This window comes from Pseudooceanicola endophyticus (assembly GCF_018760365.1).
Lineage (GTDB): Bacteria > Pseudomonadota > Alphaproteobacteria > Rhodobacterales > Rhodobacteraceae > Pseudooceanicola > Pseudooceanicola endophyticus.
In genome coordinates this window covers 678,661-698,731 of sequence record NZ_JAHIAB010000001.1, presented here as the reverse complement: position 1 = coordinate 698,731, position 20,071 = coordinate 678,661, and the positions used below count along the sequence as shown (strand labels likewise).

The window sequence follows — 20,071 nt, the reverse complement described above, 5'->3', positions numbered from 1 at the left end:
CATGATCGAGCTGGTCGATGTCTGCAAGGGCTACACCCAGAAGGGCGTGCGCAAGAACCTCATCGAGGATCTGAACTTTACCTTCCCCGATGACCGCAACGTGGCGATCATGGGCCATAACGGCGCCGGCAAGTCGACCCTGATGCGGATGCTTGCGGGCACCGAGCCCCCCGACAGCGGGCGCATCTACCGCTCGACCCGGGTCAGCTGGCCGCTGGGCTTTTCCGGCGGCTTCAACGGCACCATGACCGGGATCGAGAACGTCCGCTTCCTGGCCCGCATCTACGGCGCCGACACCGAGGAGGTGCTGGATTTCGTCAGGGATTTCGCCGAGATCGGCCCCTCGATCCGGCTGCCGGTGCGCACCTATTCCAGCGGCATGAAGGCCCGGCTGGCCTTCGGGGTCTCCATGGCGATCGACTTCGACACCTACCTGATCGACGAGATCACCGCCGTGGGGGATGAGAACTTTCGCATCAAGTCGAAGAAGGTCTTCACCGAGAAGCTGAAGCGCAGCAACATCGTGATGATCTCGCACTCGGTCAACGAGATCCGCAACTACTGCAACTGCGGGCTGTTCCTGACCCGTCAGGGCATCCGCTTCTACGAGGATGTCGAGGCGCTGATCGAGGATTACCGCCGCACCCTGCGCGAAGGCTTCTGAGGCCTCAGTTCCAGGACCGGAAGAAGCGGTCCCCGAAGGTGAACAGCACCAGCCCCCCGAGCATGATCGCCAGGCCCGCGAATTTCCACCAGTGCAGCGGGCGCACCGGCATCTGGATCAGCCCCAGCCCGTCGATCAGCATCCCGGCGCACAGCTGGCCGATGATGAACAGGAACATCGCGTTGGTCACGCCCAGCCTGGGCGCAAGGAAGACCGAGGTGAACAGGAAGCAGGCCCCCAGCACGCCGCCGGTAAAGCGCCACCAGCCCTGCTGCCCCAGCCCCGAGGCCACCGGCTGCCAGTCGGCCTTCAGCAGGGCCACCACGCCCAGGAAGACCGTGCCGACCGCGAAGCTGACGAAGGCCGCGACCAGGGGCTGCCCGCCCAGGCCCGCGCCGAGGCGACTGTTGACCGCCGCCTGCACCGACAGCATGGACCCGGCGCAAAGCGCCATCACGAGGTAGAAGAGGTTCATCGGGCGGATCTCCGGGCATCTGGGCGTGGCGGCACGCTGTCAGGGAACGCCGGGAGGGGCCAGAGCGCGCGCCCGCATCAGCGCCCTTGCGGCCCGGGGGAACGCCGCGGCAGGGGCCGCGAAGGAACAGGCCCGGCAGCCGGGACGGGCTGCCGGGGCACATGTGGGGAAGGGGGGCTTAGCTGTCGGCCTGCTGGGGCAGGATGAAGCCTTCGACCGGGTAGACCGAACCAAGCGTGCCGGGGTTGCTTTCCAGACGCACGGCGGACCAGTCGTTCTTCTTCGACACGTCCACGACGCGCATGTTCATGGAGATCCTGTTCTTGTGCCAGTTGGCATGGTCCACGAGGATCTCGCGATCGGAGACGACCTTGGAGACCACCGCCACGTGCCCCAGGGGCATGCGCTTCGTGGGCTTGAAGGTCATCACCGCCCCGATCTGGGGCTTGTTGTCCTGCGGGAACAGCGCGGCCTTGGCCTGGTTCCACCAGGTCCGGGCGTCGCCGTAGATGTCGATGCCGCTGATGTTGCGCGCGAAGGGCACGCACCAGACGCGCTGGCCGCGCGTCTGCAGGTCCTTGACCTCGGCGAAGGCCAGGGCCTTGCGGTCCTGATCAATGCTCGGAATGTCCTGGGTGGTATTGTGCGGAGTGGTGCATGCGGCCGTCAGCAACAACATAGCACAGGCTGCCGGCAGGCCGAACCGGCGCGCGTGGGCGCTTTTCACGCTCATGAATTCCCTCGATATTTCCCACTGTCCCGGCCCCGCAATGTTCCCCACGAGGTCCGAGGGCACCATGACCCGATCACTGCCGCGAAACAAAGCGTTCATTTTCGTGATCGGAGGAAACTTGCCGGTTCCCGCCGGGTGACATGCGGAACCGAATGTGAACATGCACGTATCGGGGCAAAAAAGCTTCGGGCCGTCCCGGGCGGCGGCGCGGGACGGCCCGTAAAATGATCATTTTTGCGGCGTTGGAGGAGGGGCTCAGACGCCCAGGTAGCTGCGCAGCGCGGCCTCGGTGCCGCCGGCGGTGAGGATCTTCATCCAGCGCGCGAAGGGCTCGGCGAATCCGGGGGTGTCGGCCAGCTCGCCGTAAAGCACCCGGTTCTCCAGCCAGAGCTGCGGATTGTCCGCCGCCGCGACGGCGCGCGGCTGGAGGTCGGCCCAGAACGGATCGTTCCGCGCGACCGTGCTGCCGTCCTCGCGGGTGCCGGTGCAGTAGCGCGCCCAGGCCGCCGAAACCAGCGCCAGCCCCTCGACCGGCAGGCCCGCCTTCAGCCCCTCGCGCACCGATGGCAGGATGAAGCCCGGGTGCCGGGAGGAGCCATCGAAAGCCACCCGCCGCGTCGTGTCGACGATCTTCGGGTTCGAGAAGCGGGTGCGGATCAGCTCCAGGTACTGTTCGGGGGTAAAGCCCGGAACGGCGTGGACATGGGGCAGGATCTCCTCTCGTTCGACCTTCTCGAAGAAGGGGCCGATCAGCGGATGCGCCATGCAGCCCGAGATGGTTTCGACCGACAGCACCTCTCCGACATCGGCGATCACCTGGTGGCCACCGTTGAGGATGCGGATCTTCATCGTCTCGTAGGCATGCACGTCGTCCGAGAAAGTGGCCCCGGCGCGGTCCCAGTCGGGGCGACCGGCGCAGAAAGTGTCCTCGATCACCCATTGGCGAAAGTTCTCGTGGGTGACGGGGGCGGCGTCCTCGATCCCGAAGGTCCGCACCAGCTCCAGTTCCTTCGGGCCGGTGGCGGGGACGATGCAGTCGACCATCGAATTGGGGAAGGTGCAGTGCCTGTCGATCCAGTCGGCAAGCTCAGGGTCCGACAGGCGCGCCAGCGACACCAGCGTCTGGCGCAGGATCGCGCCGTTGCCCTGAAGGTTGTCGCAGCTTTGCCCGGTGAAGGGGCCGGTGCCGGCGTCGCGGCGGATCTTAAGCGCCGCGATCATCGCCCCGAAGGCGGTGCGGGGGCTGTCGGGATGGGCCGCGTCATGCACCATGTCGGGGTGATCGGCGTGGAAGCCCTTGGTCACCGGGTCGATGTAATAGCCGCCCTCGGTCACCGTCAGCGCGACGATGCGGATCGCCGGATCGGCCATGGCGGCGATCAGGGGGGCATTGCCGTCCTCGATGGGCAGGTAGCCGATCATCGATCCCACGACCTCGGCGCGGCTGCCCTCGGGGTCCAGCTCGATCAGGGTGGTCATGTAGTCCTGGGCGGCCAGACGGTCGCGCATGGCGGCGTCGTAGGGGCGCACGCCCGCGCCCAGGATCGCCCAGTCATGGGCCAGGCCCTGCTGCATCAGCCGGTGCAGGTACCAGGACTGGTGCGCGCGGTGGAAGTTGCCCAGCCCGATATGCACGATGCCGGCGCTCAGCGCGGCCCGGTCATAGGACGGGCCCTCGATCCCGTCGGGCAGATCCTTGAGGGTGGCGTTGGACAGTTTCATCAGAAATCTACCGTAAAGCGGTTCCGGGAAGGGGGCGGCGGGCCGCCCCCGGGGGGTGTCAGCCGATCCGCAGCCCGTCGGCGTCGAAGCGGTGGATCTTGTCGGCCTCGGGGCTCAGCCAGACGGTATCGCCCTGGTGCAGCGCGACCTCGCCGCCGACGCGCACGGTCAGCGCCTCGGCCAGCCCGGTGTCGTGGACATGCAGGAAGGTGTCCGAGCCCAGGTGCTCGCTGACCCCGACGCGGCCCTGCCACTGGCCGCCCTCGGTCGAGACGGCGATGTGTTCGGGGCGCACGCCGATGGTGTGGGCGTCGTGGCGCGCGGCCTCGGGCCCCTCGATCAGGTTCATCTTCGGAGAGCCGATGAACCCCGCGACGAAGGTGTTGCGCGGGCTCTGGTACAGCTCCAGCGGGGCGCCGACCTGTTCGATGCGTCCGGCGCGCAGCACGACGATCTTGTCGGCCATGGTCATGGCCTCCACCTGATCGTGGGTCACGTAGACCATCGTGGTCTTCAGCCGCGCGTGCAGCTCCGAGATTTCCAGCCGCATCCCGACCCTGAGCGCGGCATCGAGATTCGAGAGCGGCTCGTCGAAGAGGAAGGCCGAGGGTTCGCGCACGATGGCCCGCCCGATGGCGACCCGCTGGCGCTGCCCGCCCGAAAGCTGCCCCGGACGCCGGTCCAGATAGTCCGTCAGGTTCAGCGCCTTCGCGGCGGCCTCGATCCGGCGGTCCTGTTCGTCCTTCGGCACGCCCGCCATCTTCATCGGGAAGGCGATGTTCTTGCGCACCGACATGTGCGGATAGAGCGCGTAGCTCTGGAACACCATGGCGAGGCCGCGTTTGGCGGGGGGCAGGGTGGTGGCATCGACCCGGTCGATGCGGATTTCCCCGCCCGAGACATCCTCCAGCCCGGCGATCAGCCGCAGCAGGGTGGATTTCCCGCAGCCCGAGGGGCCGACGAAGACGACGAATTCGCCATCCTCGATGGTCAGGTCCAGCGGCGGAATGACTTCCACGGGGCCGAAGGCCTTGCGTACCTTGTCGAGTGTGATGCGTCCCATCGTTTCGTTCCTATTTCACCGCGCCGAAGGTCAGGCCGCGGACAAGTTGTTTCTGGCTGAACCAGCCCATGATCAGGATCGGCGCGATCGCCATGGTCGAGGCGGCCGAGAGCTTGGCGTAGAAAAGGCCCTCGGGGCTGGAATAGCTGGCGATGAAGGCCGTGAGGGGGGCGGCCTTGGCGGCCGTCAGGTTGAGGGTCCAGAAGGCCTCATTCCACGCCAGGATGATGTTCAGAAGCAGCGTGGAGGCGATCCCCGGCACCGCCATCGGCGTCAGCACGTAAAGGATCTCGTTGCGCAGGCCGGCGCCGTCCATCCGGGCGGCTTCCAGAATGTCGACGGGGATTTCCTTGAAGTAGGTGTAGAGCATCCAGATGATGATCGGCAGGTTGATCAGCGTCAGCACGATCACCAGCCCGGTCCTGGTGTCCAGCAGGCCGAGGTTGCGGAAGATCAGGTAGAGCGGCACCAGCACGCCGACGGGCGGCAGCATCTTGGTCGAGAGCATCCACATCAGCACGTCCTTGGTGCGCTTGCCGGGCACGAAGGCCATGGCCCAGGCTGCCGGCACCGCGATGATCAGCCCCACCAGGGTCGATCCGACCGAGATCACGACCGAGTTCCAGAAGTGCCGGAAATAGTCCGAACGCTCCTGCACGGTGACGTAATTCTCCAGCGTCCAGTGGAAGTTGACCCACAGCGGCGGGTCGGCGATCGCCTCGGCCTCGGTCTTGAACGAGGTCAGGACGGTCCAGAAGATCGGGAAGAAGATCGCCAGCCCCAGCCCCCAGGCGAGGGCGGTGGTGAAGACCTTGCGTCTGGTCGAAACAGCACGTGCCATGGCTCAGGCCTCCAGGTTCTTGCCGATCATCCGCATCAGGAAGATCGCGACGATATTGGCCAGGATGATGGCGACGACGCCCCCGGCAGATCCCCCGCCCACATCGAACTGCAGCAGCGACTGCATGTAGATGAGGTAGGTGAGGTTGGTGGAGGCCGTGCCCGGACCGCCGTTGGTGGTCACCAGGATCTCGGCGAAGATCGACAGCAGGAAGATCGTCTGGATCAGGATCACCACGGTGATGGCGCGCGCCAGGTGGGGCAGCATGATGTGGATGAACCGGCTGAGCCAGGGCGCGCCGTCCATCTCGGCGGCCTCCAGCTGTTCCTGGTCCAGCGATTGCAGCGCGGTCAGCAGGATCAGCGTGGCGAAGGGCAGCCACTGCCAGCTGACGATCCCGATGATCGAGGCCAGCGGCGCCTGGGCCAGGAAATCGAAGGGTTGCAGGCCGAGCGCCTTGAAGAGATGCGCGAAAAGCCCGTTCACCGGGTTCATGAACATGTTCTTCCACACCAGCGCCGAGACGGTTGGCATGACGAAGAAGGGCGCGATCACCATGATCCGCACGATCCCCTGTCCGAAGAAGGGCTGGTCCAGCAGCAGGGCGAAGAGGGTGCCGCCGATCACGGTGACGATCAGCACGCCGACGACCAGCAGGATGGTGTTGGTCAGGGCGGCGAAGAAGGCGGGATCGGTCAGGAAGTACTGGTAATTGGTGAAGCCGATCCAGCGTTCCATCCCGGGCGACATCAGGTTGTAGCTCAGGAAGGAGAAATACAGGGTCATCGCCAGCGGTATGATCATCCAGGCGAGCAGCAGAAGCACCGCCGGTGAGATCATGAGCCGCGCGGCGGCACGTGAATGTTTCGTGGCCATCGGGGGTCTCGGGACTTTTTCCGCGGGGCAGACAGGCCCGGGTCGTGCCCGGGCCTGCGAAGGGGCGGAGGGGTTACTTGTAGTAGCCGGCTTTCTTCATCTCGCGCTCGGTCAGGGACTGCGCGCTTTGCAGCGCCTGCTCCGCGCTGACCTGGCCCGCCAGCGCGGCCGAGAACTGCTGGCCGACGGCGGTGCCGATGCCCTGGAACTCGGGGATGGCGACGAACTGCACGCCGACATAGGGCACGGGGTCCACGGTCGGGTTCTGCGGATCGGCGGCATTGATCGAGTCGAGCGTCATCTTCGCGAAGGGCGCGGCCTTCTGGTACTCGGGGTTCTCATAGAGGGACGTCCGGGTGCCCGGCGGCACGTTGGCCCAGCCTTCCTTGGAAGCGACCAGTTCGGTGTATTCCTTGGAGGTGGCCCATTCCACGAAGGTCTTGGCGGCGGCCTCGTGCTTGGTGCCGGCGGGAATGCCGAGGTTCCAGGCCCAGAGCCAGTTGCCCCGCTTGCCCTTGCCCGCATCGGGCGCCAGGGCAAAGCCCACCTGGTCGGCAACCTTGCTGTCCTTGGGGTTGGTCACGAAGGACGCGGCGACCGTGGCGTCGATCCACATGCCGCACTTGCCGGTCTGGAACAGCGCGAGGTTCTCGTTGAAACCGTTGCCGGACGCCCCCGGGGGCCCGTAGTTGTTCATCAGGTCCAGATAGGTGTCGAGCGTGGTCTTCCAGGCCTCGGTGTCGAACTGCGGCTTCCAGTCCATGTCGAACCAGCGGGCGCCAAAGCTGTTGGCCATGGCGGTCAGGAAGGCCATGTTCTCTCCCCAGCCGGCCTTGCCGCGCAGGCAGATGCCGTAGACCTCTGCGTCCTTGTCGGTCATGGCGGCGGCGGCCTTGGCGATGAAGTCCCAGGTGGGGGCTTCGGGCATCTCCAGACCTGCCTTCTCCATCAGGTCCTTGCGATACATCACCATGGAGCTTTCGCCGTAGAAGGGCGCCGCATAGAGGTGCCCGTCCATGGTCAGGCCGCCGCGGATCGCCGGCAGCAGGTCGTCGGCATCCCAGGCGGCCGGCATGTCGTCGAGCGAGACCAGCCAGCCGCGCTCGCCCCAGATCGGGACCTCGTAGGTGCCGATGGTCATCACGTCGAACTGGCCGCCCTTGGTGGCGATGTCCTGGGTGACGCGCTGGCGCAGGACGTTCTCCTCCAGGGTGACCCATTCCACGTCGATGTCGGGATGCTTGGCTTTGAAGTCGTCCATCAGACCCTGCATGCGGATCATGTCGCCGTTGTTGACGGTGGCGACCGTGATGGTCTCGGCCTGAGCGGCCACGGACAACGCGGAAACGGCGCACGCCCCCAGAAGGGCGCGGAGTGTGCTTGTCATGATATCCTCCCATGTCATGTGAGCAATTGCTCAGCACATGAGCCAATGCTCAACTATCGCTAAGGAAGAGTCAAGACACTTCCCGCGCGTGTCGGTTGGCCCGGTCCCAGGGTGGGGCCGTAATTTTAAGGGAGGGTTAATCTTTTCAGACGCTTGGGACGGGCTCAGGCGGTGAGGAGCGCCCGGGCCGAGAGTTCGTCCACGAAGAGACCGTGCAGCAGATGGCCCTTCAGCGCCGCCCGCAGTCCCGGCATCTTAGTCGCTCCGCAGGCCACTGCATAGACCGGCATGTCCCCCGTCGGGACCTGCACGCCGGTGACGCGCTGGTTGATCGGGTGATCGAGGTAGCGCCCCTCGCTGTCGTAGACATGGCCGCAGATCTCGCCCACGGCACCGGCGGCCTGAAGATCGGCCAGTTCCTCGGCGCTCAGGAAGCCGTCGACATGCAGCGGGGCATTGTCGGACATCTGGCCGATACCGACGATGGCCAGATCGGCGGACTGTGCCAGATCGCGCGCGGCCCGCACATGGGGCAGAGAGCGGAACAGCTCCAGCTCTTCGCGGTTGCGGGCGGCGACGGGGATCGACATCGGGTAGTGCTTGGCCCCGGTGATCTCGGCAAAGCGCATGATCACCTCGAAGAAGGAGGCCGAGCCGTCGGGCGCCACGTTGCCGATCAGCGACACCAGCCGGTTGTGGGCGCCTTCCAGCGGGCTCATCTGGTCCACGACCATGCGCAGGGTGCGCCCGGTGCCAAGGGCGAAGGTGCGGCCCGGTTCGGTCGCGAACATGCGTTCCAGCACCGGGGCGGTGAAACGCGCGAGCCCCTGCATCGGATCGGCCCCGTCCCCCAGAGAGGGCGAAACCCAGGCCTGCGCCAGCCCGAAGCGGGCCTTCAGGGCGCGCTCCAGCTCAAGGCAGGCGGCGATCGGGTGTTCGATGCGGACGCGGATCAGCCCTTCCTGACCGGCACGCGCCACCAGCCGCTGCGCCCGCTGGCGCGAGATCCCGAGTTCGGTCGCGATCTGGTCCTGGGTCAGGCCGCCGACGAATGACAGCCAGGCAGCGCGGGCGGCCAGGTCGCGGGCCGAGGCATCGCGGTCTTCGGGGGGCAGGGTCGCCATGTCACGCCTCCTGCCCGCAGCGGGCGGGCTGGTCGAGGAAGCGGTTGAAATCGTCGAAGCGGTGATGCGGGGCAATGTCGTCGGGCAGCGGCAGGTCGAGCCCCTTCAGGTGGCTGCCGCCGGTGAACTGCCAGGTGGTCATGCCGGCGGCCAGCCCCGCGCGCAGGCCCGGCAGGCTGTCCTCGATCACCAGACAGCGGGCGGGATCGGCACCGGCCTTCGCGGCGGCATGCAGGAAGAGGTCGGGCGCGGGCTTGCCATGGGCCACCTCGGAGGCGGTCACGCAGCGCCCGGCAAACAGATCGGACAGCCCGACGATGCGCAGCGAACTTTCCAGCCGCCGCGGAGATGAGCTGGTCGCCAGCATGTAGGGCACCCGCAGCCCCTCGATCGCGGCGCGCACGCCGGGCATGATGCGCAGCTCGGACTCGAAGGCGGCGATCAGGCGGTTGCGGTAGTCGGCCTCGAAGTCGGCGGTCAGGGTGACGCCGAAATCCTGCCGGATCTGCTGCATCACCACCGGGTAGCTGCGCCCCAGGAAGTGCCGCGCGACATAGGGCAGGTCGATGGCGATGCCACGCAGCGCCAGCTCTGCCACCAGCATCCGCGCCGAGATCACCTCGCTGTCGATCAGCACGCCGTCGCAGTCGAAGATCACCAGATCGAAGGGCGTTTGGGGCGGGGGGGCGATGGTCATCTGTGCAGGGTCCGGAATTTCGGGCTGCGGGCACCGTAAGGCGAAAGGGCGCCCTTGCAAAGCGCGGAGGGGGGCTTTGAAACTGCGGGCCGGGATCTTTACATAACCGTCATCGACAGACGGGTTCCGGCGGAGGGATGCCATGGCGGGCGGATGGTCGCGCGACGGCGCGGTGAACGAACAGATCGAGGCCTCGATCCAGGACGAGCTTCAGCGCCTGAAGGGCCGGCGGCAACCGCAGGGCGAAAGCCTGACCCATTGCGCCGACTGCGAGGAACCTATCCCCGAGAAGCGCCGCCTGGCCATTCCGGGGGTGAAACTGTGCATCGAGTGCCAGCAGGAACGCGATGCCCGCCCGCAGGCGCGGGGCGGGATCAACCGGCGCGGGTCGAAGGACAGCCAGCTGAAGTAGCAGTTCCTTGACAGTTTCATGTTTTTCCTCCATCTAGCTCTCATCTTTGCTGCCGCGTGAGGCAGCCGCGCGACGTATCCTTGCCGATCCGCGCTTTCACCTTCCCCAGTTTCCCCATCACGCAGGGCGGCTGACGCGGGCGCGCGCATGTCCCCGGGGCCGGAGTTTCCGGCGTGCCGGCAGGGCAGGCCCCGCTGAAACCAAGCCGGTCCGTGGCGCGCCGCGACCTGCCTACCATGCGCATGCTCCGGGGAGGACCCGGGCGCATGGTTCGAAAGGAATTGACGTGTCCAACTTCGACACCCTCGGCCTGTCCGAGACCCTGACCCGTGCCCTGGCCGAAGGCGGCTTCGAGACGCCCACCCCGATCCAGGCCCGGGCCATCCCGCTGGCGCTGGAAGGCCGCGACGTGCTGGGCCTGGCCCAGACCGGCACCGGCAAGACCCTGGCCTTCGGCCTGCCGCTGATCGACCGGATGCTGGCGAAACCGGGCCGTCCTGCGCCGCGCACCGCCAAGGCGCTGGTGCTGGCCCCGACCCGCGAGCTGGTCAACCAGATCGCCGACAACCTGAAGGCCATCACCGGCAAGACCCGCATCAAGGTCTCGACCGTGGTGGGCGGCCAGTCGCTGAACCGCCAGATCAACATGCTGGAGAAGGGCACCGACATCCTGGTCGCCACCCCCGGTCGCCTGATCGACCTGATGGACCGCCGCGCCGTCGACCTGTCGCAGGTCGGCAACCTGGTGCTGGACGAGGCCGACCAGATGCTCGACATGGGCTTCATCCACGCGCTGCGCAAGATCGCGCCCGCGCTGGGCACGCCGCGCCAGACCATGCTGTTCTCGGCCACCATGCCCAAGCAGATGGAAGAGCTGAGCCGCGCCTACCTGACCAACCCCGAGAAGGTGCAGGTCACGCCTCCGGGCAAGGCCGCCGACAAGGTCACCCAGTCGGTGCACTTCCTGTCCAAGGCCGACAAGCCCGCCATGCTGCGCGAGATCCTCGACAAGGAACCCGAGGCCCTGACGCTGGTCTTCGGGCGCACCAAGCACGGTTCGGAAAAGCTGAAGCGCCAGCTGGAGAAGGACGGCTACAACGTCGCCTCGATCCACGGCAACAAGAGCCAGGGCCAGCGTGACCGCGCCATCGCCGGCTTCCGCTCGGGCGAGATCACCATCCTGGTCGCCACCGACGTTGCCGCCCGCGGCATCGACATTCCCGGCGTCGCCTACGTGATCAACTACGACCTGCCGGAAGTGCCCGAGAACTACGTGCACCGCATCGGCCGGACCGCCCGCGCGGGCCGCGAGGGCGAGGCGATCGCCTTCTGCACCGCCGAGGATGTCGACCTGCTGCGCCAGATCCAGCGCCTGATGAAGATCGAGATCCCGGTCGCCTCCGGGCCCAACATGCTGGCCCATGCCGGCAGCTCCGAAGCGGCCTCCAAGCCGCGCTCCGGCGGCGGTCGCCGTCGCGGTGGCGGCGGTGGCAACGGCAATGCCGGCAAGGGTGGGGAAGGGCGCAAGCCCCAGCAGAACGCCGGTGCCCCGGGCAATGGCGCCCGCCGCCGCCGTCCGCGCCGCAAGCCTGCCGCCTGATTGACCCTGCGGCAGGTCCGGGAGAGCTTGACCTCTCCCGGTCCGTCGCGAACAAGGTGCGCGGAGAATATATTTGACCGCGGTGCCACCTGATTTCCGGCACATGAAAAGCCATTTTGGCACCGGATCGGTGCTTGAACGGGGGTGTGAACCCGGTCACTCTGCATGTGGAGAGGGATTGCGGGACATGGCTGGCGGGATTCAGGAGATCAGCAGCGACAGGGTGGCGACGGAACTGGCGGATGCCATCCACGCCCATCGCATCGCCCCCGGGACCAAGCTGAACGAGGACGAGGTCGGCACCATCTTCGGGGTCAGCCGCACCGTCGCCCGGGCCGCGCTGCAAAGCCTGGCGCATATGCGTCTGGTGGACCGGCGTCCGAACCGGGGCGCCTATGTCGCCCATCCCGGCCCGACCGAGGCCATCGAGGTGCTGGAGGCGCGCGCGCTGCTCGAGGCTTCGACCGCACGGGCCGCCGCCCTTCGCATGAGCGACGCCGATGCCGGGGCCCTGCGCGCCCTCATCGCCGAGGAGCACGCCGCCGAGGCGGAGGGCAACCACGGGCGCGGCGTCTATCTTTGCGGCCAGTTCCACCTGGAAATCGCCCGGATTTCGGGCAAGGAGACCCTGCGCGAGCTGTTGGAGCAACTGGTCGCGCGCTCGTCCCTGATCATGGCGATCTATGGCCGGGGCAGCACTGCGGGCTGCGTGAACGCGCCCCATCACCGCCTGGTCGATGCGCTGGCCGCCGGCGATGCCGATCGCGCCGAATGGCTGATGGTGGAACATCTCCAGACGCTGATTTCCTCGCTCGACCTCGACCGGCGCACCCGTCCGCTCAGCCTGAAGGAGGCCCTGGTGCCATGACCCGATCCGTCCGCTTCCGCACCGCCCGCCCCGAAGAGCTGTCGCTGATGCTGGGCTGGGCCGCTGCCGAGGGCTGGAACCCCGGGCTGGCCGATGCCGTGCCCTTCCATGCCGCCGACCCGGAGGGGTTCTTCGTGGCCGAATGCGACGGCGCGGTGGTGGCCTGCATCTCTGTGGTCAACCATTCGCCGGATTTCGCCTTTCTGGGCTTTTACATCTGCGCGCCGGAGTTTCGGGGCCAGGGCATCGGCAAGGCGCTGTGGGATCATGCGCTGGCCCATGCCGGGACCCGCTGCATCGGGCTGGATGGCGTCGCCGCGCAGGAGGCGAATTACGCCGCCTCGGGCTTCGTGCGGGCGGGGGCCTCGCGCCGCTTCGCCGGGACCCTCACGCCCGAGACGGATGCCGAGATCCGCGATGTCGGTCCGCAGGACCTGGCGGCGCTGGCGCGGGTCGATCTGGAGGCCACGGGCATTGTTCGTCCCGCCTTCCTGTTCGAATGGCTGAAGGCCGGAGCGGACCGGGTCAGCGTGGCGCTGGAAGAGGATCAGGGCTTTGCCACCATCCGGCGCTGCGGCAGCGGCGTGAAGATCGGGCCGATCATCGCCCCGGACACGGCGCTGGCGCTGCGGCTGGCCCGGGCCGCGCTGGCGCGCCTGCCCTCCGAAACGGTCTTCATCGACGTGGCGCCGGGCAATCTGGCCCTGGCCGAGGCGCTGGAGGGGCTGGGCTTCGAAGAGACCTTCGCCACCGCCCGGATGTACCGGGGCGATCCGCCCCGCACCGGGCCGACCCTGCAGGCCATCGCCACGATGGAATTGGGGTAAGCCTCAGAGGAATTGGGGTAAGTATCAGATCTGAAAACGAAAACCGCCGCCGGATCGCTCCGGCGGCGGTTCTGTCTGGACAGGGGCGGGGGCAGGCCCCCGCCGCCCGGATCAGCCGATGATGCCGTTCAGCGTGGCCGAGGGGCGCATGACCGCCGTGACCTTCGCCGGATCGGCATGGTAGTAGCCGCCCAGATCCGCCGGCTTGCCCTGAACCGCCTTGAACTCGGCCACGATGGTGGCTTCGTTGTCGGCCAGCGCCTTGGCGATGGGGGCGAAGTGGGCGGCCAGCTCTGCGTCGTCGCTCTGCTCGGCCAGGGCCTTGGCCCAGTACATGGCGAAGTAGAAGTGGCTGTCGCGGTTGTCGGGCTCACCCACCTTGCGCGAGGGCGACTTGTCGTTGTCGAGGATGCCCTGCGTGGCCACGTCGACCGCGGCGCCCAGCACCTTGGCCTTGGCGTTGCCCTTGGCCGAGGCCAGGAAGCGGAACGACTCGCCCAGGGCGCAGAACTCGCCCAGGGAGTCCCACCGCAGGTGGTTCTCTTCCACCAGCTGCTGGACGTGCTTGGGGGCCGAGCCGCCGGCGCCGGTTTCGAACAGGCCGCCGCCCTGCATCAGCTTGACGATGGACAGCATCTTGGCCGAGGTCGCCAGTTCCAGGATCGGGAACAGGTCGGTCAGGTAGTCGCGCAGCACGTTGCCGGTGATGGCAATCGTGTTCTCGCCCTTGGTGATGGTCTCAAGGCTGGCGATGGTGGCTTCGCGGGGCGCCATGATCTCGAACTTGTCGGCAACGCCTTTCGCCTCGAGGATCGGCTTCACCATCTTGATCAGCTCGGCGTCGTGGGCACGGGCTTCGTCCAGCCAGAAGATCGCGCGGTAGCCGGTGTCGGCCTGACGCTCGATGGCCAGGTTCACCCAGTCCTCGATCGGGGCCTTGCGGGCCGAGGCAGAGCGCCAGATGTCGCCGGCTTCGACCGCGTGGCTGTGCAGCACGGTACCGTCTTCGAGGATCATCTTGACGGTGCCGTCCGCCGGGATCTCGAAGGTGGTGGGGTGGGAGCCGTATTCTTCCGCCTTCTGCGCCATCAGACCGATGTTCTGCACGGTGCCTGCGGTCGCCGGGTTCAGCTTGCCGTTGGCCTTGAAGAATTCGACCGAGGCGTCATAGACCGGCGCGTAGGAATTGTCGGGGATCACGCAGTTGGTGTCCGCTTCCTTGCCGTCCGGGCCCCAGCCCTTGCCGCCGGCGCGGATCAGCGCGGGCATCGAGGCGTCGATGATGACGTCCGAGGGGACGTGCAGGTTGGTGATGCCCTTGTCGGAGTTCACCATGTACATCGGCGGACGCTCGGCGGTGCAGGCGTCGATGGCGGCCATGATTTCTGCATCGTCCTTCACGCGGGCCAGCAGGTCGCCCAGGCCCGAGTTCGGGTTGACGCCGAGCGCGGCCAGCTTGTCGCCGAAGGCTTCGAACACCGGGGCCAGCCAGGCCTTGACCGCATGGCCGAAGATGATCGGGTCCGAGACCTTCATCATCGTCGCCTTCATGTGGATCGAGAACAGCGTGCCCTCTTCCTTGGTCTTGGCGATCTCTTCCGTCAGGAAGGCGTCCAGCGCCTTGGCGGACATGAAGGTCGCATCGACCACGGTGCCGGCCGGGTAGGAGACGCCCTCTTTCAGGACGGTTTCACCTGCGGCGGTTTCCAGCACGATCTTGGCCTTGGCGGCAGCCGCCAGCGTGGCCGAAACTTCGTTCGAGAAGAAGTCGCCGCCCGACATGGCCGAGACGCGGGTCTTGCTGTCGGCGGTCCACTCGCCCATGCGGTGCGGGTGCGACATGGCGTAGTTCTTCACCGCGACGGCGGCGCGGCGGTCCGAGTTGCCCTCGCGCAGCACCGGGTTCACGGCCGAGCCCTTGATGCCGTCGTACTTGGCCTGGATGGCCTTCTCTTCGTCGGTCTCGGGGGTATAGGGGTAGTCGGGCAGGGCGTAGCCCTGGGACTGCAGTTCCTTGATCGCGGCGACCAGCTGGGGCACCGAGGCCGAGATGTTCGGCAGCTTGATGACGTTGGCTTCGGGGGTCTTCACCAGCTCGCCCAGCACGGCCAGGTCATCGGTCTGCTGCTGTGCTTCGGTCAGCACTTCCGGGAAGGTCGCGATGATGCGGCCCGCAAGGGAGATATCCTTGGTGCCGATGGTCACGCCGGCAGGTGCGGCAAAGGCCCGGATGATCGGCAGAAGCGAGGCCGAGGCGAGCTCGGGCGCTTCGTCTACCTTTGTATACACGATATCGGGCGTGTTCGAAGGAGCCATGTTTCTTTCCCCTTTTACGTCGTCGGAAGGTTACGACCGCTGTCGGCGGCCTCTCTGTTGGGCGGCGTCCCGTCCCGGAAGGGCGTTCCGGGGGCACTGGGCTTGGGCCGCAGTCTCCTGCCCAATTCCCTAGAGGGGCTTCGCGGCGATATCAACAGTCAGAAGGACGCGGTAGCGCCATCGGTGGAGAAATGGTGACGCTGCGACGGCTCAGATCCGGCAGATGTGGTCGAGGAATTCCAGGAAGGCGCGGACCTTCGGCGACATCAGCCGCCGGCTGGGGTAGACCACGGAAAGCTTGGAGATTTCCGGGTCGAAGGTGATGTGCTGGCAGATCTCGATCAGGGTGCCCTCGCGCAGCTGCTGATGGCAGTAGAACTCTGGCAGGAGCGAGATCCCGGCGCCGTGCAGCACCGCGCGGCGCACCGCCAGCGGATCGTTCACATGGGTGACGCCGCGCGCCAGATCGACGCTGGCGGCCTGGCCGTCGCAGAGCACCGCCATGCGTTTCTGGCCATAGCGTTTCTCGCAGATCTGGACGTGGGGTTCGATCTCGGCGATGCGCCGCCCGACCGGATGGGCGGCCAGGTAGGCGGGCGTCGTCACCCAACGCAGTGATCCCGACACCAGCGTCTTCGAGATCATCTCGGAATCGTCCTGATGGCCCACGACGATGGCGGCATCCAGCTGTTCGCGCACCAGATCGACGGGGCGGCTGGTGACGATCAGCTCGAACTCGATCTCGGGGTAGCGGCGCCGGAAGGCCGCGAGATTCGCCGCCAGGATCTCCTGGCTGAAGGCGGGCGGCAGAGAGATCGTCAGGCGACCCGATGGCAGGCTGTTGAGGCCGGCCATGGTCGCATCCGTCTCGCGCACCTGTTCGAGGATCAGCAGCGACTGGCGATAGAAGGTCTCTCCCTCGCTGGTGACGCGGAGGTTGCGGGAATTGCGGTCCAGCAGGCGCAGGCCAAGCGCGGTCTCAAGGCGCTGAAGCGCGGCCGAGACGGTGGATTTCGGCATGTCCAGCGCCCGGGCGGCGGCGGTGATGCCCTGGTGGTCGACCACCGCGACAAAGACCGGAACGTCGTCGATCTTCCACTTCATGGCGCCCTCATCGTTCAGATATCGGAACGCTATGTCCAAAGCTCGGAAATTGTCCAGAAGACGCGGCCTTGTATAGTCACGGTTCAGTGAGGTCGCAGTCCGGTTCCGCCGGTCCGCGCCTTGCGGTTGCCATGAACGGGGGAGGCGAGAATGGCACGCATCATCGGGGGGAGGGATACGTCGCATTCACCGGCCATCGCCGCGCTGCGCGGTGATCCTGCGGGCTTCGTGAGCGCCGCCCGGACGAAGGCATCCCCCGACCGCATCGCCAGGACGTCCCCCTGCACGCCGAAGAAGACGGCCCCCGTCACCGGCGCTTTCACGCCCGAGCGCCATGCCGTCCCGCACGGCGGCACGCCGAAGGATTTCCCGACCACCTGCAAGGTCGCGCCCCCCTGCACGGGCCCGATCAGCAAGAGGGTGGGCAAGGACAGCGGGGCCTGACCCCGCACCATCACGGGGATGGTCTGGCCGCTCCGGGCCGTCCCGCAACTTACCCGGGAGGATATTATGGGTATTTTCAAGACTGTTGCCGGTGCCGCCGTGGCGCTGGGGCTCTCCGTCGCCGCTGCCGGTGCCGAAGAGCTGAAATTCGCGAACTTCCTGGCCGGCGGCCATCCCTACACGACGGGCACCTTCGAACCCTTCGCCGAGATGGTGAAGGAGAAGTCCGGCGGTGACGTGACCGTGCGCCTCTACAACGGCGGCGAACTGGGCCCGGGCCCGGTCGAACAGTATTCGCGCGCCCTCGACGGCGTGGCGGATCTGTCGGTCAGCCTGGCAGGCTACACCGCCAACACCTTCCCGCTGACCCTGGTCGCCGAACTGCCCGGCGTGCTGAACGAGGAAACCGGCACCCAGACGCTGTGGGATCACATCGACATGCTGAAGGGCGAATACCGCCGCGTACAGCTGGTCTCGCTCTGGTCCTCGGCGAAGAACTACATCTTCTCCAAGGACAAGCCGGTGCGCACCCTCGATGACGTCAAGGGCATGAAGATCCGCGTGCCCTCGCGCAACACCGGCCTGATGGTCGAGGCCTGGGGCGCCACCCCGGTCTCCATGCCGGTCTCCGAGATCTACAACTCGCTCCAGACCGGGGTGATCGACGCGGCGATGATCGACGGCACCGGCGTCAATGCCTTCAAGCTGGGCGAGGTCTCCAAGTACCTGACCATCGGCATCGACAGCACCAACTCTCCGTTCTTCATCCTGATGAACCGCGATGCCTTCAAGTCGCTGTCCGACAAGGACCAGAAGGCGGTCCTGGACGCCGGCCGCGAGGCCTCGCAACTGGGCCAGGACACCCAGCTGCGCGTCGCCGCCGAAGGCATCAAGGCCTTCGCCGGGATGCCCGGCCACGAGGTGATCACCCCCACGCCCGACGCGGCTGCCGCCTTCAACAAGGCCTCGGCCAGCATCATCCCCGAGGTGCTGAAGGCCACCAAGGGCGCGCAGGACTACTACGACGCCCTGAAGGCCGAGTGAGTGTCCGTGACGCATTCGAAAACCCTGCGGTCCCTGTCGGTCATCACCGACAGGGCCACCCATGCGCTCTCGGTGGTGGCCGGGGTGCTGCTGCTGGCGATGGTGGTGATCATCGCCTGGGGCGTCATCTCGCGCTACTTCCTGGGCGCGCCGATCCTCGGGCTGAACGAGATCGTGCAGCTGAACGCGGTGGCGCTGGCGATGCTGGCGCTGCCCTACGCGACCTCCTCGGGCGTGCATGTGCGCGCCGACATCTTCGACCGGCTGATCGGCTGGGGCGGGCGCTTCCTGGGCGACATCCTGACCCGCTGCCTGTCGATCCTGGTGCTGTATCACCTGACCGAGCGCGCCTGGTACAAGGCCATGGACGCGCTGGAATTCGGCGACACGACGAACATGCTCGCCCTGCCGCTCTGGCCCTTCTACGCCCTCATGGCCTTCGGCATGGGGCTCTGCATCCTGGTCTTCGCGGTGCAGCTGATCACCATCATTGCCAACAGGGGGGCCGGCGATGACTGAGCTTCAGATCGGGATCCTGGGCTTCGTCGCCCTTTTCGGGCTGATGGTGATGCGCACGCCGGTCGCCTTCTCCATGCTGATGGTGGGATTCTTCGGCACCTGGATCGTCGAGGGGCTGCGCCGCGCAGGCGCGCTCATGCTGACCGAAAGCTATTCGGCGGTCGCGAACTACTCGCTCATCGTGGTGCCGATGTTCATCCTGCTGGGCAACATCAGCTCCGAGGCGGGCTTCTCGCGCGGGCTCTATGACGCGGCCCATGCCTGGGTCGGACGTTTCCGCGGCGGCCTGGCCACGGCCTCGGTGCTGGGCTGTGCGGCCTTCTCGGCGGTCTCGGGTTCCTCGGTGGCGACCGCCGTCACCATCGGCAAGGTCGCCCTGCCGGAGATGAAGCGCCTGGGCTACGGTGATGGCCTTTCGACCGGCTCGATCGCTGCCGGCGGCACGCTGGGCTTCCTGATCCCGCCCTCGACCGGCTTCGTGATCTACGCCATCCTGACCGAAGAATCGATCGGGCGGCTGTTCATGGCGGGCATCCTGCCGGGCGCGCTGATGATGCTGCTCTTCATTGCGGCGATCTGGATCGTCACCCTGCGGGACCCGGCCCAGGGGCCCAAGGGCCACGCGGTGCCGCTGGCGGAACGCTTCACGCTGCTCTTCCGGGCGCTGCCGCTGCTGATCGTCATCGTGGTCTCCATCGGCGGCATCTACACCGGCATCTTCACCCCGGTCGAAGCCTCCGGCGTCGGCGCGGCGCTGACGGTGCTGCTGGCCTTCGGCACCCGCGCCATGAGCCTTTCGGGCTTCAAGCGCGCGGTGATGGACACGGTGCGCACCTCGGCGATGCTCTACATGATCGTCATCGGCGCCAACGTGCTGAACCCGTTCCTGGCGCTCACCAACATCCCCGATGCTCTGGGCCATGCGCTTGAGGCGCTCGGGATCGGCCGCTACGGCACGCTGATCGTGATCCTGCTCAGCTACGTGGTGCTGGGGATGTTCCTCGACGGTCTGGCGATGCTGGTGATCACGGTGCCGATCTACTACCCGGTGATCGTGGCCCTGGGCTTCGATCCGATCTGGTTCGGCGTCATCGCCGTCATCGTGATCGAGATGGGGATGATCACCCCGCCGGTCGGGCTCAATGTCTTCGTGGTCAAGAACGTCGCCCGCTCGGTGCCGCTGGCAACCGTGTTCCAGGGCGTGACCCCGTTCCTGATCGCGATGATCGTCTGCATCCTGCTGATCATCCTGTTCCCGGACATCGCCCTGATCATCCCGAACTCGATGTTCAACTGATCCCGCAACACCTGAAAGGGCCCGCCGCAGCGACGGGCCCTTGCTTCATCTTTCCCCA

At 66.8% G+C, this 20,071-nt stretch carries 20 protein-coding genes; 9 read left to right on the top strand and 11 right to left on the bottom strand.

Features of this window, described 5'->3' with window-relative positions:
• The first annotated feature begins 1 nt into the window (after position 1).
• Entirely contained in the window at positions 2–664 is a 663-nt protein-coding gene (locus KM176_RS03395; RefSeq protein WP_160896304.1) for an ABC transporter ATP-binding protein, read from the top strand.
• 4 nt (positions 665–668) lie between these two features.
• Here KM176_RS03395 and KM176_RS03390 read toward each other — a convergent pair whose 3' ends face one another.
• The 9 genes from KM176_RS03390 to KM176_RS03350 form a co-directional block, all read right to left on the bottom strand.
• Positions 669–1,139, bottom strand: a complete 471-nt coding sequence (locus KM176_RS03390; protein WP_160896305.1) for a DMT family transporter — start codon at positions 1,137–1,139, stop codon at positions 669–671.
• 178 nt (positions 1,140–1,317) lie between these two features.
• A complete protein-coding gene (locus KM176_RS03385) occupies positions 1,318–1,872 on the bottom strand; it encodes a CHAP domain-containing protein (protein WP_236045140.1) in 555 nt (184 codons plus the stop codon).
• A 255-nt stretch (positions 1,873–2,127) separates the two neighbouring features.
• A complete protein-coding gene (locus KM176_RS03380) occupies positions 2,128–3,594 on the bottom strand; it encodes a mannitol dehydrogenase family protein (RefSeq protein WP_160896306.1) in 1,467 nt (488 codons plus the stop codon).
• A gap of 58 nt (positions 3,595–3,652) precedes the next feature.
• On the bottom strand, positions 3,653–4,657 hold the full coding sequence (locus KM176_RS03375) for an ABC transporter ATP-binding protein (RefSeq protein WP_160896307.1): 1,005 nt from the start codon (positions 4,655–4,657) through the stop codon (positions 3,653–3,655).
• 10 nt (positions 4,658–4,667) lie between these two features.
• Complete coding sequence (locus tag KM176_RS03370) at positions 4,668–5,498, bottom strand: carbohydrate ABC transporter permease (protein WP_160896308.1); 831 nt, start codon at positions 5,496–5,498, stop codon at positions 4,668–4,670.
• 3 nt (positions 5,499–5,501) lie between these two features.
• The gene (locus KM176_RS03365; protein WP_160896309.1) at positions 5,502–6,374 is read right to left on the bottom strand and encodes a carbohydrate ABC transporter permease; all 873 of its coding nucleotides are present in this window, start codon (positions 6,372–6,374) and stop codon (positions 5,502–5,504) included.
• A 73-nt stretch (positions 6,375–6,447) separates the two neighbouring features.
• Positions 6,448–7,761 carry an ABC transporter substrate-binding protein gene (locus KM176_RS03360; RefSeq protein WP_160896310.1) on the bottom strand — a complete coding sequence of 438 codons (1,314 nt, stop codon included), beginning with the start codon at positions 7,759–7,761 and terminating at the stop codon, positions 6,448–6,450.
• A 164-nt stretch (positions 7,762–7,925) separates the two neighbouring features.
• Positions 7,926–8,885 carry a sugar-binding transcriptional regulator gene (locus KM176_RS03355; RefSeq protein WP_160896311.1) on the bottom strand — a complete coding sequence of 320 codons (960 nt, stop codon included), beginning with the start codon at positions 8,883–8,885 and terminating at the stop codon, positions 7,926–7,928.
• A gap of 1 nt (position 8,886) precedes the next feature.
• Positions 8,887–9,582 (bottom strand): HAD family hydrolase, encoded by a 696-nt coding sequence (locus KM176_RS03350; RefSeq protein WP_160896312.1) that lies wholly within the window; start codon positions 9,580–9,582, stop codon positions 8,887–8,889.
• A gap of 142 nt (positions 9,583–9,724) precedes the next feature.
• Here KM176_RS03350 and KM176_RS03345 point away from each other — a divergent pair, with 142 nt between their 5' ends.
• The 4 genes from KM176_RS03345 (at position 9,725) to KM176_RS03330 (ending at position 13,289) form a co-directional block, all read left to right on the top strand.
• The gene (locus KM176_RS03345; RefSeq protein ID WP_160896313.1) at positions 9,725–9,994 is read left to right on the top strand and encodes a DksA/TraR family C4-type zinc finger protein; all 270 of its coding nucleotides are present in this window, start codon (positions 9,725–9,727) and stop codon (positions 9,992–9,994) included.
• Between the two features lie 286 nt (positions 9,995–10,280).
• Positions 10,281–11,594: a DEAD/DEAH box helicase gene (locus tag KM176_RS03340; RefSeq protein WP_160896314.1), complete on the top strand. Its 1,314-nt coding sequence runs from the start codon at positions 10,281–10,283 to the stop codon at positions 11,592–11,594.
• Between the two features lie 187 nt (positions 11,595–11,781).
• The gene (locus tag KM176_RS03335; RefSeq protein ID WP_160896315.1) at positions 11,782–12,462 is read left to right on the top strand and encodes a GntR family transcriptional regulator; all 681 of its coding nucleotides are present in this window, start codon (positions 11,782–11,784) and stop codon (positions 12,460–12,462) included.
• Positions 12,459–13,289, top strand: coding sequence for a GNAT family N-acetyltransferase (locus tag KM176_RS03330; protein WP_160896316.1), 831 nt, complete (start codon positions 12,459–12,461; stop codon positions 13,287–13,289). The genes KM176_RS03335 and KM176_RS03330 overlap by 4 nt, the downstream gene beginning before the upstream one ends.
• Before the next feature lie 111 nt (positions 13,290–13,400).
• Here the strand turns inward: KM176_RS03330 and KM176_RS03325 are convergent, their stop codons facing one another.
• Both KM176_RS03325 and KM176_RS03320 read right to left on the bottom strand, forming a co-directional pair.
• The gene (locus tag KM176_RS03325; RefSeq protein WP_160896317.1) at positions 13,401–15,605 is read right to left on the bottom strand and encodes an NADP-dependent isocitrate dehydrogenase; all 2,205 of its coding nucleotides are present in this window, start codon (positions 15,603–15,605) and stop codon (positions 13,401–13,403) included.
• A gap of 210 nt (positions 15,606–15,815) precedes the next feature.
• The gene (locus KM176_RS03320) at positions 15,816–16,709 is read right to left on the bottom strand and encodes a LysR family transcriptional regulator (RefSeq protein WP_160896318.1); all 894 of its coding nucleotides are present in this window, start codon (positions 16,707–16,709) and stop codon (positions 15,816–15,818) included.
• A 150-nt stretch (positions 16,710–16,859) separates the two neighbouring features.
• Here KM176_RS03320 and KM176_RS03315 point away from each other — a divergent pair, with 150 nt between their 5' ends.
• The 4 genes from KM176_RS03315 (at position 16,860) to KM176_RS03300 (ending at position 20,013) form a co-directional block, all read left to right on the top strand.
• On the top strand, positions 16,860–17,153 hold the full coding sequence (locus KM176_RS03315; RefSeq protein WP_160896319.1) for a hypothetical protein: 294 nt from the start codon (positions 16,860–16,862) through the stop codon (positions 17,151–17,153).
• 66 nt (positions 17,154–17,219) lie between these two features.
• Positions 17,220–18,197 (top strand): TRAP transporter substrate-binding protein, encoded by a 978-nt coding sequence (locus KM176_RS03310; RefSeq protein WP_160896320.1) that lies wholly within the window; start codon positions 17,220–17,222, stop codon positions 18,195–18,197.
• 6 nt (positions 18,198–18,203) lie between these two features.
• Complete coding sequence (locus KM176_RS03305; protein ID WP_311136186.1) at positions 18,204–18,716, top strand: TRAP transporter small permease; 513 nt, start codon at positions 18,204–18,206, stop codon at positions 18,714–18,716.
• Complete coding sequence (locus KM176_RS03300; RefSeq protein ID WP_160896322.1) at positions 18,709–20,013, top strand: TRAP transporter large permease; 1,305 nt, start codon at positions 18,709–18,711, stop codon at positions 20,011–20,013. Before KM176_RS03305 ends, KM176_RS03300 begins: the two co-directional genes overlap by 8 nt.
• The last annotated feature ends 58 nt before the right edge of the window (positions 20,014–20,071 follow it).